14 protein-coding genes are annotated in these 15,312 nt (G+C 67.1%); 11 read left to right on the top strand and 3 right to left on the bottom strand.

Features of this window, described 5'->3' with window-relative positions; translation table 11 throughout:
* Nucleotides 1-40: 40 nt before the first annotated feature.
* Nucleotides 41-961, top strand: coding sequence for a LysR family transcriptional regulator (locus AAD027_RS11885; protein WP_341726233.1), 921 nt, complete (start codon nt 41-43; stop codon nt 959-961).
* Here AAD027_RS11885 and AAD027_RS11890 read toward each other — a convergent pair.
* Entirely contained in the window at nt 916-1,758 is an 843-nt protein-coding gene (locus AAD027_RS11890) for a dioxygenase family protein (protein WP_341726234.1), read from the bottom strand. The genes AAD027_RS11885 and AAD027_RS11890 overlap by 46 nt on opposite strands.
* A gap of 441 nt (nt 1,759-2,199) precedes the next feature.
* Here AAD027_RS11890 and AAD027_RS11895 point away from each other — a divergent pair, with 441 nt between their 5' ends.
* The 3 genes from AAD027_RS11895 (at nt 2,200) to AAD027_RS11905 (ending at nt 4,817) form a co-directional block, all read left to right on the top strand.
* Nucleotides 2,200-3,276 carry an OmpA family protein gene (locus AAD027_RS11895; RefSeq protein WP_341726235.1) on the top strand — a complete coding sequence of 359 codons (1,077 nt, stop codon included), beginning with the start codon at nt 2,200-2,202 and terminating at the stop codon, nt 3,274-3,276.
* Between the two features lie 192 nt (nt 3,277-3,468).
* On the top strand, nt 3,469-3,978 hold the full coding sequence (locus tag AAD027_RS11900) for a hypothetical protein (protein WP_341726236.1): 510 nt from the start codon (nt 3,469-3,471) through the stop codon (nt 3,976-3,978).
* Between the two features lie 47 nt (nt 3,979-4,025).
* Entirely contained in the window at nt 4,026-4,817 is a 792-nt protein-coding gene (locus AAD027_RS11905; RefSeq protein ID WP_425605459.1) for a pseudouridine synthase, read from the top strand.
* A 336-nt stretch (nt 4,818-5,153) separates the two neighbouring features.
* On the opposite strand, the gene kbl is transcribed toward AAD027_RS11905, so the two are convergent.
* Entirely contained in the window at nt 5,154-6,353 is a 1,200-nt protein-coding gene (gene kbl / locus AAD027_RS11910; RefSeq protein WP_341726238.1) for a glycine C-acetyltransferase, read from the bottom strand.
* Nucleotides 6,354-6,537: 184 nt separating this feature from the next.
* Between kbl and AAD027_RS11915 the strand changes: the two genes are divergently transcribed.
* The 7 genes from AAD027_RS11915 to AAD027_RS11945 all read left to right on the top strand — a co-directional run bounded on the left by AAD027_RS11915 (nt 6,538) and on the right by AAD027_RS11945 (nt 14,054).
* Nucleotides 6,538-8,007, top strand: a complete 1,470-nt coding sequence (locus tag AAD027_RS11915; RefSeq protein ID WP_341726239.1) for an OprO/OprP family phosphate-selective porin — start codon at nt 6,538-6,540, stop codon at nt 8,005-8,007.
* A 19-nt stretch (nt 8,008-8,026) separates the two neighbouring features.
* On the top strand, nt 8,027-9,043 hold the full coding sequence (locus AAD027_RS11920) for a sulfate ABC transporter substrate-binding protein (RefSeq protein ID WP_341726240.1): 1,017 nt from the start codon (nt 8,027-8,029) through the stop codon (nt 9,041-9,043).
* Nucleotides 9,044-9,045: 2 nt separating this feature from the next.
* Entirely contained in the window at nt 9,046-10,083 is a 1,038-nt protein-coding gene (locus tag AAD027_RS11925; RefSeq protein WP_425605450.1) for a sulfate ABC transporter substrate-binding protein, read from the top strand.
* A gap of 4 nt (nt 10,084-10,087) precedes the next feature.
* The gene (gene cysT, locus AAD027_RS11930; RefSeq protein ID WP_341726242.1) at nt 10,088-10,957 is read left to right on the top strand and encodes a sulfate ABC transporter permease subunit CysT; all 870 of its coding nucleotides are present in this window, start codon (nt 10,088-10,090) and stop codon (nt 10,955-10,957) included.
* A 1-nt stretch (nt 10,958) separates the two neighbouring features.
* Nucleotides 10,959-11,921 carry a sulfate ABC transporter permease subunit CysW gene (cysW, locus tag AAD027_RS11935; protein WP_341726243.1) on the top strand — a complete coding sequence of 321 codons (963 nt, stop codon included), beginning with the start codon at nt 10,959-10,961 and terminating at the stop codon, nt 11,919-11,921.
* Nucleotides 11,922-12,084: 163 nt separating this feature from the next.
* Entirely contained in the window at nt 12,085-13,149 is a 1,065-nt protein-coding gene (locus AAD027_RS11940) for a sulfate/molybdate ABC transporter ATP-binding protein (protein ID WP_341726244.1), read from the top strand.
* 200 nt (nt 13,150-13,349) lie between these two features.
* The gene (locus AAD027_RS11945; RefSeq protein WP_341726245.1) at nt 13,350-14,054 is read left to right on the top strand and encodes a TorF family putative porin; all 705 of its coding nucleotides are present in this window, start codon (nt 13,350-13,352) and stop codon (nt 14,052-14,054) included.
* 77 nt (nt 14,055-14,131) lie between these two features.
* Here AAD027_RS11945 and tdh read toward each other — a convergent pair whose 3' ends face one another.
* On the bottom strand, nt 14,132-15,166 hold the full coding sequence (gene tdh / locus AAD027_RS11950) for an L-threonine 3-dehydrogenase (protein ID WP_341726246.1): 1,035 nt from the start codon (nt 15,164-15,166) through the stop codon (nt 14,132-14,134).
* Nucleotides 15,167-15,312: the final 146 nt, after the last annotated feature.

Below are 15,312 nucleotides of genomic sequence, written 5' to 3' on the forward strand. Positions count from 1 at the left end.
ACGGCGAATATGGTGAATCACTATCAATGGATTATTGATAATGGACCGGGTAGGCGATCTGACGCTCTTCCTGCGCGTGCTCGACCTGGGCTCGATCACGGCGGCCGCCCACAGCCTGGACCTGTCGGTGGCCGTGGCCAGCCAGCGGTTGAAGCGGCTGGAAAAGGACCTGGGCGTGCGGTTGCTGCACCGGACCACCCGCCGTCTGCACCCCACCCCGGAAGGCGCCGCGCTGGCCCAGCAGGGGCGCGTGCTGGTGGAGGAACTGGAAGCGCTGGGCGCCGGCTTGCGCGAGGCCGCCAGCGAGATCGCCGGCACGCTGCGGGTCACGATGTCGGCATCGTTCGGCCGGCAGTACGTCTCGCCGCTGCTGCCGGCGTTCCTGGCCCGGCATCCCAAGCTGCGGCTCAGCGTGCATCTCAGCGACAACGTGGTGGACCTGGTGAGCGAAGGCTTCGATCTCGCCATCCGCATCGGCGCACTGGAGGATTCGGGCCTGGTCGCGCGCCGCATCGCGGCCAACCGGCGCCTGTTGTGCGCCTCGCCCGACTACCTGCGTCGCCGCGGCGAGCCGCGCACGCCGCAGGAGCTGGCCGAACACGACTGCCTGCTGCTGTTCGGCAGCAGCGGCCGCCAGGACGTGTGGCGGCTGGGTACACCGGAAGGCGGCGAAGTCGCGGTGAGGGTGCAGGGGCGTTTCGAGAGCAATTTCGGCGAAGTGCTGCGCGACGCCTCGCTGGCCGGGGAAGGCATCGTCGTCCACTCGTTGTGGCATGTCGCCGACGACCTGCGGGCCGGCCGGTTGCGGGTCGTGCTGCCGGAGTACCCGCTGGCCACCACCGCGATCAGCGCGGTGATGCCGCAGCGCCGGCTGGTGCCGCCGCGGGTGCGCGCCTTCACCGATTTCCTGGTGGATCAGTTTGGCGAAGACCCGCCCTGGGAGCGGGGGTTGTCGGTCTGATTCACGCTGTCCGAATCGAAGGCGAAGGCGTCCAGCGCCAACCCGCCCAGTTCCACGTCCCGGTGCAGCAGGCGTCCGCGTGCGCCTTCGCCGCCGGCGCCCAGTGCGACGTACAGCGGATAGAGATGCTCCGGGGTGGGGTGGTTGCGTTGCGCTTCGGGCAGCGCGCGCCAGTCCAGCGCACCTTCCATGTCGCCGGTCAGCAGGCGCTCGCGCAACGCATGCGTGAAGGCTTCCACCCAGGGAAACGCGGGCGCATCGGCATGCTGCCAGTCCAGGGCGCGCAGGTTGTGCGAAAAGCCGCCGGAGCCGACCACCAACACGCCCTCCTCGCGCAGCGGTGCGAGCGCCCGACCCAGCCGATAATGCCATTTGGCCGTCTGCGCCGGATTCACCGACAGCGCCACCACCGGCAGGTCGGCCTGCGGATACATGCGGCGCAGCGGCACCCAGACGCCATGGTCCAGCCCGTGGTGGCCATCGGTGCGCGCATCGAAACCTGCAGCGGCCAGGCGCTGCGCCACGTCCGCCGCCAGCCCGGGGGCGCCTGCCGCGGGGTACTGGATCTGGTACAGCGATGGCGGGAAGCCGCCGAAGTCGTGGATCGTGTCCGGCGCGGGCGTCGCGGTGACGGTGGGGCGTTCATGGATGAAATGCGCCGACGCGACCACGACGGCGCGCGGGCGGGGCAGCAGGCCGCCCAACCGGTCCAGGAAGCGGCCCGTGGCCGAATCCTCGATGGCCAGCATCGGCGAGCCATGCGAGACGAACAGGGCGGGAGGTGTGCGGGTATCCATGTCCCCAGCATCGGGCCAATGCCGAGGGGTTCCAAGGCGCTCCATCGCATCGATGTGTTGCCTGGCTGCAACGGAGCGGCGTGAGCCGGCCATTGCCGGGGGCATCGGACATCCTGGGGGTGCCGTTACGGGTCGCTCCGACGAATGGTGCAGGGTCCGGGTGCCGGACGGGGCGGCGGGTCAATCCCTTTCGGGCCATCTGGAGCGGTCCCGAAGCCTTGTCTGCTTCCGGACATCGCTCTGGGCGTATAGTTGTAAGAGTGTTAACTTTGTCCGACTTGTTATGGTACCGTTAACACAGTCTTCACTTGGTGCCGCATAATCTTGTTCAGGATGGCGTCGCAGGTGGCCGCCCTCGGATAACCATAAGAAAAGCTGGAATCCACGCAAGCGAAGTACTTCGGTTTCTCTACAACTGAACTTTTACAAGGAGCTGCATCAATGAACAAGAAACTTCTCTGCGCCGCGCTGTTGGGCGGTCTGAGCCTCGCGAACCACGCGATGGCCCAGGAGTTCGACGACCGCTGGTACCTGACCGGTTCGGCCGGCTTCAACCTGCAGGACGACGACCGCACCACCCGCAACGCCCCGTTCGTGGGCCTGGGCTTGGGCAAGTTCATCAGCCCGAACTGGTCGCTCGACGGTGAACTGAACTACCAGAACCCGAACTTCGATGACAACCAGGATCTGAACTGGAGCCAGTACGGCATCTCCCTGGATCTGCGCCGCCACTTCATCTCCGAAGGCCGTGGCTGGAACCCCTACATCCTGGCGGGCCTGGGCTACCAGCGCTCCGAGGAAGAGTACGACGCGTTCCCGAGCCCGAACTCCCCGGGCGAGCGTGAGGACGGCAACTTTGCCGCCAAGATCGGCGTCGGTCTGCAGACCACGTTCGACAAGCGCATCGGCGTTCGCGCCGAAGTGGCTTACCGCGCCGACTTCGACGATCAGAGCCACGCCGCTCCGGACGAAAGCTGGTTCGGCGATGTGCTGGCTTCGGTCGGCGTCGTGATCCCGCTGGGTCCGAAGGCCGTCGTCGCCCCGCCGCCGCCGCCGCCGGTAGGTCCGACCTGCGCCGACCTGGACGACGATGGCGACGGCGTCAACAACTGCGACGACAGGTGCCCCGATTCGCAGGCTGGCCAGACCATCGGTCCGGACGGCTGCCCGGTGCCGGTCTCGATCGACCTGAAGGGCGTGAACTTCGACTTCGACAAGTCGACCCTGCGTCCGGATGCCGTGGCGATCCTGAGCGAAGCCACCGAGATCCTGAAGCGCTATCCCGACCTGCGCGTTGAAGTCGCCGGCCACACCGATTCCGTCGGTACCGACGCCTACAACCAGGGCCTGTCCGAGCGCCGCGCCAAGGCGGTGTACGACTACCTGACCAGCAACGGCGTGGACGCTTCGCGTCTGGTGGGTCCGAACGGTTACGGCGAGAGCCGTCCGATCGACACCAACGAAACGGCCGAAGGCCGTGCTCGCAACCGTCGTACGGAACTGAACGTCCAGAACTGATCGGACGCTCTTCCCGCAGCACCCGAAGCCCGGCCCTGTGCCGGGCTTCGTTTTTTGCGCCTCGGCGCACGCGATGTTCCGTGACGACGCTTCCGCCTTTCCGCTCGCGCCTCGGCGCGCCTGCCCATTTCCTTGATATGGTCGGCCGCGCTGCCTACACTCGCGGCACGTTCTAATGCAGGAGTCGTTCCGATGCGTCGCCAAGTCCTTGCCAGCCTGTTCTGCATCGCTGCGATTCCCGTCGCCCAGGCCGCACCCGATTGCGCCGGCAGCCTGGTGCCGCCGCCGCTTCCAGTGCGTCCGACAGTGATCGCGCCGGTCGCGCCGGAGTTCACCCCGACCGCCACGCAACTGGGCGCGCCTTCCGGCGTGCTGGCCTCGCATGCGTTCGACGAGGCCCAGTCGGTGGATCGCGTGCTGTTGCGCCTGCGCATCGAGGGCTGCCGCGACGTGGCCAGGGCACTGCCCGCGCCCGTGGCCGTGCCGGAGACTGCGGCGAGCAGTTCGGCGGCGTACAAGCCCAAGACCGAGTTCGACAACACGCCGTGGCGGTTCGACATGAACCAGAACGGCAAGCGCATGACCGCCGAAGAGTTCGATGCGTGGATGAAGTCGCGCGGAGTGCGCGTGGCCAAGGGCGCCGCGCCTGCCGCCGCGCCGACGGCGGAGCCCGCGCCCGCCGCGCCGGTGGAAAAGGACTGATTCCCGACGGCCGGCTTTCCCCCGGCCGTTTTCGTACGGGCCTGCCGATGCCTTCCCCACGTCCGCCGCGCGCGCCCCGGGCAATGCGTGCCGTACGTGCGCCGCGGGCCGGCGAGGTTCCCCGGCATGGGTTGGCGCGTGTCCTGTCCAAGCAGGGGCTGTGTTCGCGCACCGAGGCTGCGCGCTGGATCGTGGATGGGCGCGTGTCGGTGGACGGGCGCGTCGTGCGCGATCCCGAATTCCCGGTGCTTCAGGGGCGTGCGGTCGTCGGGGTGGATGGCCAGCCGCTGGCCGCCGGCAAGCGGTTGTATCTGATGCTCAACAAGCCGCGCGGCCTGGTCACCACGGCGAACGACGAACGCGGCCGCGACACTGTCTACCGCTGCTTCGATGGCGCGGGCTTGCCATGGATCGCACCGGTGGGCCGGCTGGACAAGGCCAGCGAAGGCCTGTTGCTGTTCTGCAACGATCCGGAATGGGCGGCGCGGGTCACCGACCCGGAGCGCGGGCCGGACAAGACTTATCACGTGCGGGTGGACCGCGTGCCCGATGACGTCCTGCTGCGTGCATTGGAAGCCGGTGTGGTGGTCGAGGGCGAACCGCTGTCCGCGCGCAGTGCGCGGTTGTTGCGCAGCGGAGCGCGCAATGCCTGGCTCGAGATCGTGCTGGAAGAAGGGCGCAACCGGCAGATCCGCCGCCTGCTGGAGGCATTCGGCATCGGCGTGCTGAGACTGGTGCGTGTCGCGGTCGGGCCGCTCGTGCTCGGCGATCTGGCGAAGGGCCATTGGCGCCCGCTCGGCGAGGATGAGGTCGCCGTTCTCTCGTCTCCCGTGCGCTGAGCGACGCCGTTGGCACCTGCCGCGCGCGCGGGTGCACAGTTTCCGCATCCGGCTTCGGTCCCTGTCGTGGAACGTGCGGCAGTGCACTCTTCGACGCCTGCCAATCAAACCGGCGAATGCCTACACTCGCTCCATTCTTGGGGAGGAGTCGTCGCGCGCCGCTGTCTTTTCGCGGTTTGGCTGGTGTGCGTTGCGGGGCGTTTCGGTGTAGGCATCGCGCGCCTGCAGCCGATCAATGGGGAAGATGGGGGAAGTGTCGCGCAGCGCACCTGCTGCAAGGAGCTTGCAGCAGGTGCGCGTAGTGGGCGGGCCTCGACCGGCGCAGGCCCGTCCTGATCAGTGTTTGATGACGCCCAGTTCGCGACCGATGCGGGTGAAGGCGTCGATGGCGCGGTCCAGGTGCTCGCGGGTGTGCGCGGCGCTCATCTGCGTGCGGATGCGCGCCTGGCCCTTGGCCACCACCGGGAAGAAGAAGCCGATGGCGTAGATGCCTTCTTCCAGCAGGCGTTCGGCGAACCTCTGCGCCAGCGGCGCGTCGTACAGCATCACCGGGCAGATCGGGTGAACTCCCGGCTTGATGTCGAAACCCGCCGCGGTCATCTTTTCGCGGAAATAGCGGGTGTTGTCCTGCAACTGCCGGCGCAGGTCGCCTGCCGACGACAGCATGCCGAACGCCTTGATGCCGGCGGCCACCACGTGCGGCGGCAGCGAGTTGGAGAACAGGTACGGACGCGAGCGCTGGCGCAGCAGTTCGATCACTTCCCGGCGCGCGGTGGTGAAACCGCCCAGCGCGCCGCCCATCGCCTTGCCCAGCGTGCCGGTGAAGATGTCGATCTTCTCCAGCACGCCCTTCACCTCGGCCGAGCCTCGCCCGCTGTCGCCGAGGAAGCCGGTGGCGTGGCATTCGTCGATGTGCACCAGCGCGCCGTACTTCTTCGCCAGTGCGGCGATCTCGTCCAGCGGGGCGATGAAGCCGTCCATCGAGAACACGCCGTCGGTGGTGATCAGCTTGGTCCTGCAGCCGGCGGCATCGGCGGCCTGCAGCTGCGCTTCCAGGTCGGCCATGTCGCAGTTGGCGTAGCGGAAGCGCTTGGCCTTGCACAGGCGCACGCCGTCGATGATCGAGGCGTGGTTCAGCGCATCGGAGATGATCGCGTCGTTTTCGCCCAGCAGCGGCTCGAACAGGCCGCCGTTGGCGTCGAAGCAGGCGGCGTAGAGGATGGTGTCCTCGGTACCGAAGAAATCGGCGATGGTCTTCTCCAGCCGCTTGTGCAGGTCCTGCGTGCCGCAGATGAAGCGCACGCTGGCCATGCCGAAGCCGTGGGTGTCCAGCGCGTCCTTGGCGGCCTGGATGATGTCCGGATGGTCCGCCAGTCCCAGGTAGTTGTTGGCGCAGAAGTTCAGCACGGCGCGTCCGTCGGCCAGCTGGATTTCCGCCGACTGCGGGCTGGTGATGATGCGTTCGGACTTGAACAGGCCCTGGGCGCGGATGGCGTCGAGTTCGGCGGCGTAGTGGGCGGTCAGCGGGTTGGGCATGGCGCGATCACGAGAATGAACAAGGCGCCATTCTAACCGGCGGGCCTGGAATCCCCTTTTCGGTGCGCCACCTACATGAAGTGGTGGAATAAGCACTGGCGGTTTCGTCATTTCCCGCCGCGATTATGCGCACGCAGCATCCCGTTTCCGGCCGATAACGGCTTTCTTACGCGGGGACGAGGCGATGCGGACAGAATCGGGGACAGGCAGGCGACAGGGCAGGGGCGCGGCATGGATCGGCGCCCTGGCCTGTTCCCTGGCCGTTCCCGCCTTCGCGCAGAGCCAGCCCACCGTGGAACAACTGCTGCAACGTCTGGAAGCCCTGGAGCGTCGCGTCGGCGACGCGCCCGCCGCGGTCGCGTCCGAAGCGGGCGAAGGCGCGCCCGCGACGCTGGGCGATGTCGACCAGCGCCTGCGCATCCTCGAGCGCCGCCTGGAACTGCAGCAGGAAGAGCAGGTCGCCAAGGCGAAGGAGGCGCCGGTGGTCGCGGTCAACGACAAGGGCGTGTCGCTGAAGTCGGCCAACGGCGATTATGAATTCAGGCTGCGCGGGCTGGTGCAGGGCGATGCGCGCTTCTTCTTCGACGACGATGCGTCGCCGCAGAACGATACCTTCCTGTTCCGGCGCATCCGTCCCACCCTCGAAGGTTCGCTGGGCAAGCTGGTGTCGTTCCGGTTGACGCCGGAATTCGCCGGCGACAGCACGACCATCGTCGATGCCTACGTGGACGTGAAGCTCGATCCGGCCTTCACCCTGCGCGCCGGCAAGGTGAAGGGGCCGATCGGGCTGGAGCGGTTGCAGTCCGGCAGCGCGATCGGGTTGATCGAACGCAGCTTCCCCACCGAACTGGCGCCGAACCGCGAACTGGGCGTACAGGCGCAGGGCGAATTCGCCCAGGGCCGCGTCAGTTACGTGGCCGGCGTCTACAACGGTGCGCCGGACGGGCGCGATGGCGCAACCACCAACCCGGACGATGAATTCGAGTATGCCGGCCGCCTGTTCTTCGAGCCGTTCAAGAACACCAGCAGCAGTTGGTCCGGCCTGGGCTTCGGCATCGCCGGCAGCATCGGCGACAAGCGCGGCGCCGGCAACAACTTCTTGCCGCGCTACCGCACGCAGGGGCAACAGCAGTTCTTCAACTATCTTTCCGCGGTGGCGGCCGACGGCGAGCATCGTCGCTTCTCGCCGCAGGGTTACCTCTACCGCGGCCGCTTCGGCCTGCTGGCCGAGTACATCAGTTCGGAACAGGCGCTGCTGGTCACCAGCGGCGCCGCGGCCGGCACCCGCGCCGACCTGGAGAACACCGCCTGGCAGGCGACCGCCAGCTTCGTGCTGACCGGGGAAGACGCCAGCTACCGCGGCGTGGCGAAGCCGTCGCGCCCGTTCGGTACCGGCGGCGGCTGGGGCGCGTTCGAACTGGTCGGCCGCTATGGCGTGCTGGAGATCGACGATGCCGCGTTCCCGTTGTTCGCCGATCCCGCCGTGTCGGCGCGCAAGGCCACCGCGTGGACGCTGGGCCTGAACTGGTACCTGACCAGCAATCTGAAGCTGGTGGTCAACTACCTGGATACGCAGTTCGAAGGTGGCGCGGTGGCCGGTGCCGACCGCGAGGACGAAAAAGCCGTGTTCTCGCGACTGCAGGTCGCATTCTGATTCCTTTGGAGAAAGCCCCATGAAGACGCATTTCCGCCGACACGCCCGCAACCTGCTGCTCGCCTTCGGCCTGACCCTGGCGGCCGCCGCGGGTGCCAAGGACATCAAGCTGCTCAACGTGTCCTACGATCCCACGCGCGAGTTCTACCGCGAGTTCAACGCCGCCTTCGCGGCCGATTGGCAGAAGAACAAAGGCCAGAAAGTCACCATCGAGACCTCCCACGGCGGTTCCGGCAAACAGGCGCGCTCGGTGATCGACGGCCTGGAGGCCGACGTGGTGACGCTGGCGCTGGCCTACGACATCGATTCGATTTCGCAGCGCGCCAAGCTGTTCCCCGCCGACTGGCAGAAACGCCTGCCGGAGAACAGCGCGCCGTACACCTCCACCATCGTGTTCCTGGTGCGCAAGGGCAATCCCAAGGGCATCAAGGACTGGGTGGACCTGGTGAAGCCGGGCGTCTCGGTCATCACGCCCAATCCCAAGACCTCCGGCGGCGCGCGCTGGAACTACCTGGCCGCGTGGGCGTACGGGCTGAAGATCTTCAAGGGCGACGAGGCCAAGACGCGCAACTTCGTGCGCGCGCTGTTCCGCAACGTGCCGGTGCTGGACACGGGCGCGCGCGGTTCCACCACCACCTTCGTGCAGCGCGGCATCGGCGATGTGCTGCTGGCGTGGGAGAACGAGGCCTTCCTGTCCATCGAGGAACTGGGGCCGGACAAGTTCGACATCATCGTGCCGTCGTTGTCGATCCTGGCCGAGCCGCCGGTGGCGCTGGTGGACCGCAACGTGGACAAGCACGGCACGCGCGAAGCCGCGCAGGCCTACCTGCAGTACCTGTACTCGCCGGCGGGCCAGCGACTGGCGGCCAAGCACTACTACCGCCCGCGCTACCCGCAGCATGCCGATCCCGGCGACATCGCCCGTTTCCCCACGCTGGAACTGGTGACGATCGACGGTGCCTTCGGCTCGTGGGCGCAGGCGCAGGCCACGCACTTCTCCGATGGCGGCGTGTTCGACCAGATCCAGGCTAAATGACGATGACGGCCATCCCATCGCGGGGTGCATGGCGATGCCGCTGGCGTTCCGTCGCGACCGTGTCGCTGGCCGTCCTGCTGCTGGCGTCCGGCCACGTGCTGGCCAGGGAGGGCGCGCTGTTGAATGCGTCCTACGACGTGGCCCGCGACGTCTACAAGGACCTCAATCCGGCCTTCGTGGCGCAACAGAAGGCGCAGACGGGCAAGACCGTGGCGATCGACCAGTCGCATGGCGGTTCCAGCAAGCAGGCCCGGTCGGTGATCGATGGGCTGGAAGCGGACGTGGTCACCATGAACAATCCGCTGGACATCGACCAGATCGCCAAGGCCGGGTTGCTGCCGGTGGACTGGGCGGGGCGCCTGCCCAACCAGAGTTCGCCGTCGTGGTCGACGATCCTGTTCCTGGTGCGCAAGGGCAATCCCAAGGGCATCCGCGACTGGGGCGACCTGGCCAAGCCGGGCGTGGCGGTCATCCTTCCCAATCCCAAGACCTCGGGCAACGGCCGCTACAGTTACCTGGCGGGCTGGGAATGGGCCAAGCGCGCGGCGGACGGCAACGAGCAGGCCGGGGAGGACTACGTCCGCAAGCTGTTCGCCAACGTGCCGGTATTGGACACTGGCGGGCGCGGTGCGACCACCACGTTCGTCCAGCGCGGCATCGGCGATGTGCTGCTGACCTTCGAGAACGAGATCGGCCTGCTGCGCGCGGAATTCGGCGCCGGCGATTACGAAGTGGTGGTGCCGTCGCTGACGGTGCGCGCGGACAATCCGGTGGCGGTGGTGGACAAGGTCGTCACCAAGCACGGCAGCGCCGCGCTGGCGAATGCGTACCTGCGCTTCCATTACAGCGAGCAGGCGCAGACGATCTTCGCCCAGAATCACATGCGGCCTTCCGACCCGGCCGCGCTCGCGCGGCATGCGGAGCGCTTCCCGAAGGTCAACACGTTCCGGGTGGAGGAGGCCTTCGGCAGTTGGCAGGCGGCCCAGGCCCGGCACTTCGCCAATGGCGGCGTGTTCGACCGGATATATTCGGCGCGATGAAGTCATGAGCAGCACCGCATTGCCCATTCCCGCACGATCCGCGCCGCGCCGCCGCCGAGTGATTCCCGGTTTCGGCCTCAGCCTGGGCTACACGCTGGCCTGGCTGGGATTGATCGTGCTGATCCCGCTGGTGGGCGTGTTCGTCAAGGCCAGCGGGTTGGGGTTCTCCGGGCTGTGGCAGATCTGGACCGAGCCGCGCGTGCTGGCGGCGCTGCGGATCAGCTTCGGCACCGCGCTGGCGGCGGCGGCGTTCAACGCGGTGATGGGCACGCTGGTGGCGTGGGTGTTCGTGCGCTACCGCTTCCCCGGCAAGCGTATCTTCGATGCGATGATCGACCTGCCGTTCGCCCTGCCCACCGCGGTGGCCGGCATCGCATTGACGGCGCTGTACGGGCCGACCGGCTGGATCGGGCAGTGGCTGGAAGGCGCCGGCATCAAGGTGGCCTACACCCCGCTGGGCATCACCGTGGCATTGATCTTCATCGGCCTGCCGTTCGTGGTGCGCGTGGTGCAGCCCGTGCTGGCCGAAGTGGAGCACGAACTGGAAGAGGCCGCCGCCACGCTCGGCGCCAGCCGCTGGCAGACCGTCACGCGGGTGGTGCTGCCGGCGCTGTGGCCGGCGGTGGTGGCGGGATTCGCGCTGGCCTTCGCGCGCGGCGTGGGCGAATATGGTTCGGTGATCTTCATCGCCGGCAACCTGCCCGGCGTGTCCGAGATCGCGCCGCTGCTGATCACGATCAAGCTGGAGGAATTCGATTACGAGGGCGCCACCGCCATCGCGGCGGCCATGCTGTTGCTCTCGTTCGTATTGCTGCTGGCGATCAATACGCTGCAATCGCGGCTGCAACGCGCAGAGAAGCGGGCGGGGGGCTAACATGAGCGAAGCCACCACCGCCGTCATCGCCGTGCCGCCGGAGTCGTACGCCGTGCAATCCCGAGTGCCCGCGCAGATCCGTGCCCGATCCGCCGTCACCGAGCCCGCGTGGGTGCAGGTGCTGCTGGTGCTGGGGGCGTTGGGCTTCCTGCTGTCGTTCCTGCTGCTGCCGCTGCTGCTGGTCTTCGTGGAGGCGCTGCGCGGCGGCTGGCTGGCCTTCCTTACCGCCATCTCCGAGCAGGACGCGCTGGCGGCGGTCAAGCTGACGCTGGTGGTGACCGCCATCGTGGTGCCGTTGAATCTCCTGTTCGGCATCGCGGCGGCGTGGGCGGTCAGCAAGCATTCCTTCCCCGGGAAACGCTGGCTGGTCACGCTGATCGATCTGCCGTTCGCGGTATCGCCGGTGGTGGCCGGCCTGATCTTCGTGCTGATCTTCGGCGCGCAGGGGTGGATGTGGCCGTTGATCGACGAAGGCTGGCGCGGCACGCTGCCGCTGCTGGGCGAGGTGCATGTCCAGTTGCCGAAGATCATCTTCGCGCTGCCGGGCATCGTGCTGGCGACGATCTTCGTGACGTTCCCGTTCATCGCGCGCGAGCTGATGCCGCTGATGGAGCAGCAGGGCGTCGACGAGGAACTGGCCGCGCTCAGCCTGGGCGCGAACGGCTGGCAGACGTTCTGGCGCGTCACCCTGCCCAACATCCGTTGGGCGTTGCTGTACGGCGTGCTGCTGTGCAGCGCGCGTTCGCTGGGCGAGTTCGGCGCGGTGTCGGTGGTGTCCGGGCATATCCGCGGCCGCACCAACACGCTGCCGCTGCACGTGGAGATCCTCTACAACGAATACGCCTACAGCGCCGCCTTCGCCGCGGCCTCGCTGCTGGCGCTGACCGCGCTGGTCACGCTGGTGCTGAAGTCGTATCTGGAATGGCGCCACGGCGAATCGCTGGCCGCCAATCATCGTCACTAGCAGCAAGCGCATTCTTGCCACGGATCAGAGCGAAAAACGCGGATGGAGCATAAGAATGAGGATATGAATAGCGCACCAGGCCGCACCCTATTCGCCTTATCCGTGTCATCCGCGCTGATCCAAAGCAAACAAGACACCCGCTGAAAACCGAAGGGTCTACACCATGGGCATCAAGATCGAACACCTGAGCAAGCGTTTCGGCGAATTCGCCGCGCTGGACGACGTCAGCCTGGACGTGCGGCAGGGCGAGTTGCTGGCGCTGCTGGGGCCGTCGGGTTCCGGCAAGACCACCTTGCTGCGGGTGATCGCCGGACTGGAGCACGCCGACGCGGGCACCGTGTGGTTCGACGGCGAGGACGCTTCGCGCCTGAGCGTGCAGGCACGGCGGGCGGGCTTCGTGTTCCAGCATTACGCGCTGTTCCGCCACCTGACGGTGCAGGAGAACATCGCCTTTGGCCTGCGCGTGCGGCGCGGCGCGGGCAAGCTGCCCGACGCGCGCATCCGCGAGCGCGTGGCGGAACTGCTTTCGCTGGTGCAACTGGAGGGGCTGGCGTCGCGTTACCCGTCGCAGCTTTCCGGCGGGCAGCGGCAGCGCGTGGCGCTGGCGCGCGCACTGGCCATCGAGCCGCGCGTGTTGCTGCTGGACGAGCCCTTCGGCGCGCTGGACGCGCAGGTGCGCCGCGACCTGCGCCGCTGGCTGCGCGAGCTGCATGATCGCACCGGCCTGACCACGATCTTCGTCACCCACGACCAGGAAGAGGCGCTCGAACTGGCCGACCGCGTGGCGATCCTCAACCGCGGCCGGATCGAACAACTCGGCAGCCCGGCCGAAGCCTACGACGCGCCCGCATCGCCCTTCGTCTATTCGTTCGTCGGCGAGGTGAACCGCCTGCCCGGGCAATGGCAGGGCGACCGGTTGGAAGTGGCCGGCCTGGCATTGGGTCCGACACGCGAGCCGGCCGGGCAGGGGACGGTGGAGGTCTACGTGCGTCCCGAGGACATCAGCGTCGCCGGCGATGGCCCGGGCTGGCCCGCGACCATCGTGGCGGCCCAGCGCAATGGCCCGCGCCTGCGGCTGCGCACGCGCTTGCAGCAAGGGGGAACGGAACTGGAAGTGGAACTGCCCGCCGAACTGGAAGGTCCGCAGAACACGCCCGGCCAGCCGATCCGGTTGACGCCGAAGCGGTACGGCTGGTTTCCCCTGGATGGTGCTTCGCCGGCACGCTGAAGGTGCATGAAAGGGGCTTTTTCGTGTCGCGGGACAGGGCTTTCGATCGTCTTCCGGGAGGTACTTGACGGCAGGGATTGTTGCGTCGCAATATCAAGCCGGTTAAAAAACCGTGAAGTCGTGATGACGGTTTCACTACCGGCATCGCGGCGTTGTACGCAGGCAATCCCATCGACCGCCCACGCAACAGGAGAACCCGGATGAAGCCCGTCAAGTTCTGCACCGCCCTCGCCACCGCCTTGCTGCTGGCCCTGCCCATGGCGGCCTTCGCTCAGGAAGCCGAGGAAGAAGGATCCCCGATCAGCTGGGAACTGACCGCCGTTTCCGACTACGTATTCCGTGGCGCTTCGCAGAGCGACGAGAATCCGACCGGACAAGCCGGCATCACCTATACGACCCCGGTGGGCATCTACGTGGGCGGCTGGGCCTCGGGCGTGGATTTCGGCGGCAACAAGCCGGATTTCGAAGTGGACTATTTCGTCGGCTACAACGTCGATTTCAGCGACAACGTCAATTTCGACATCATGGTCAATCGCTACACCTATCCCGGTGCAAGCGACCTGAACTACAACGAGCTGATCACCAGCACCACCTTCGCGGACACCTATTCCCTGACGGTGGTCTATTCCAACGACATGTGGAACAGCGACACCGATGGCTGGTACTACGGCCTGGGCGCGGAGTGGGGCTTCGGCAACGACTACACCTTCGGCCTGAACGTCGGCCGCAGCATCTTCAAGGACGAGGTCGCCGAGGACTACACCGACTACGGCATCACCTTCGGCAAGTCGTGGGGCCTGGTCAGTGCGTCGCTGGGCTGGGTGGGCACCGACAGCAAGGGCGAGACGAACTTCGGCAAGCTGGCCGATGATCGCGTGGTGTTCACGCTCAGCGTCGGTCAATAAGCCACGCGGCGTTGACCACAAGGAAAGGGCGCCGCAGGGCGCCCTTTCTCTTTGCCTGGAGGATGTCGTCGGCGGGCTCACACCCAGCTCAGCACCACCTTGCCCGCCTTGCCGGCTTCCATCAGGTCGAAGCCCTTCTGGAAATCGTCGATCGGCAACTGGTGGGTCAGCACCTTGCCCAGCGGGAAGCCGCTCAGCACCAGTTGCGTCATCTTGTACCAGGTCTCGTACATGCGGCGGCCGTAGATGCCCTGCACGGTGAGGCCCTTGAAGATGATGCGGTCCCAGTCCACGCCGGCGCCCTTCGGCAGGATGCCCAGCAGGGCGATCTTGCCGCCGTGGTACATGCAGTCCAGCATGTCGTTGAAGGCGCGCGGGTTGCCGCTCATCTCCAAGCCCACGTCGAAGCCTTCCATGTGCAGGTCGGCCATCACGTCCTTCAGCGACTGGTTGGCCACGTTGACCACGCGGGTGGCGCCCATGTCGGCGGCCAGCTTCAGGCGGAAATCGTTGACGTCGGTGACCACCACGTTGCGCGCGCCGATGTGCTTGCAGATGCCGGCGGCGATGATGCCGATGGGGCCGGCGCCGGTGATCAGCACGTCCTCGCCCACCACGTCGAACTCCAGCGCGCAGTGCGCGGCGTTGCCGTAGGGGTCGAAGAAGGCCGCCAGCTCCGAGGGGATCTGGTCGGGGATCGGCCACAGGTTGCTGGCCGGCATCACCATGTATTCGGCGAAGGCGCCGTCGCGGTTCACGCCGATGCCCACCGTGTTGGGGCACAGGTGCTGGCGGCCGCCGCGGCAGTTGCGGCAATGGCCGCAGACGATGTGGCCCTCGGCCGAGACGCGCTGGCCGACGCTGTAGCCGGTCACCGCCGAGCCGAGTTCGGCGATGCGGCCGACGAACTCGTGGCCGATGGTCAGGCCGGGCCGGATCGTGCGCTGGCTCCATTCGTCCCACAGGTAGATGTGCAGGTCGGTGCCGCAGATCGCGGTCTTTTCCAGCCTGATCAGCACCTCGTTGGGACCGGGCCGGGGCACGGGCACCTCTTCCATCCAGATGCCCTTGCCCGCCTCGCGCTTCACCAGCGCCTTCATCGTCTGTGCCATCGGAGTGCCGCTTCAGCGTAAAGAGGGCGCGGATTATACGCCCGCCCCCTTGGGCGCCATGTTGCGGTGCCAATTGACGCCGCGACCGGCTTCCAGGACGAAAGTCACAGTCGGGCAGGCGTGACGACTTCGTTACAATCCAGCGA

Source organism: Pseudoxanthomonas putridarboris (assembly GCF_038321125.1).
Classification (GTDB): Bacteria; Pseudomonadota; Gammaproteobacteria; order Xanthomonadales; family Xanthomonadaceae; genus Pseudoxanthomonas_A; species Pseudoxanthomonas_A putridarboris.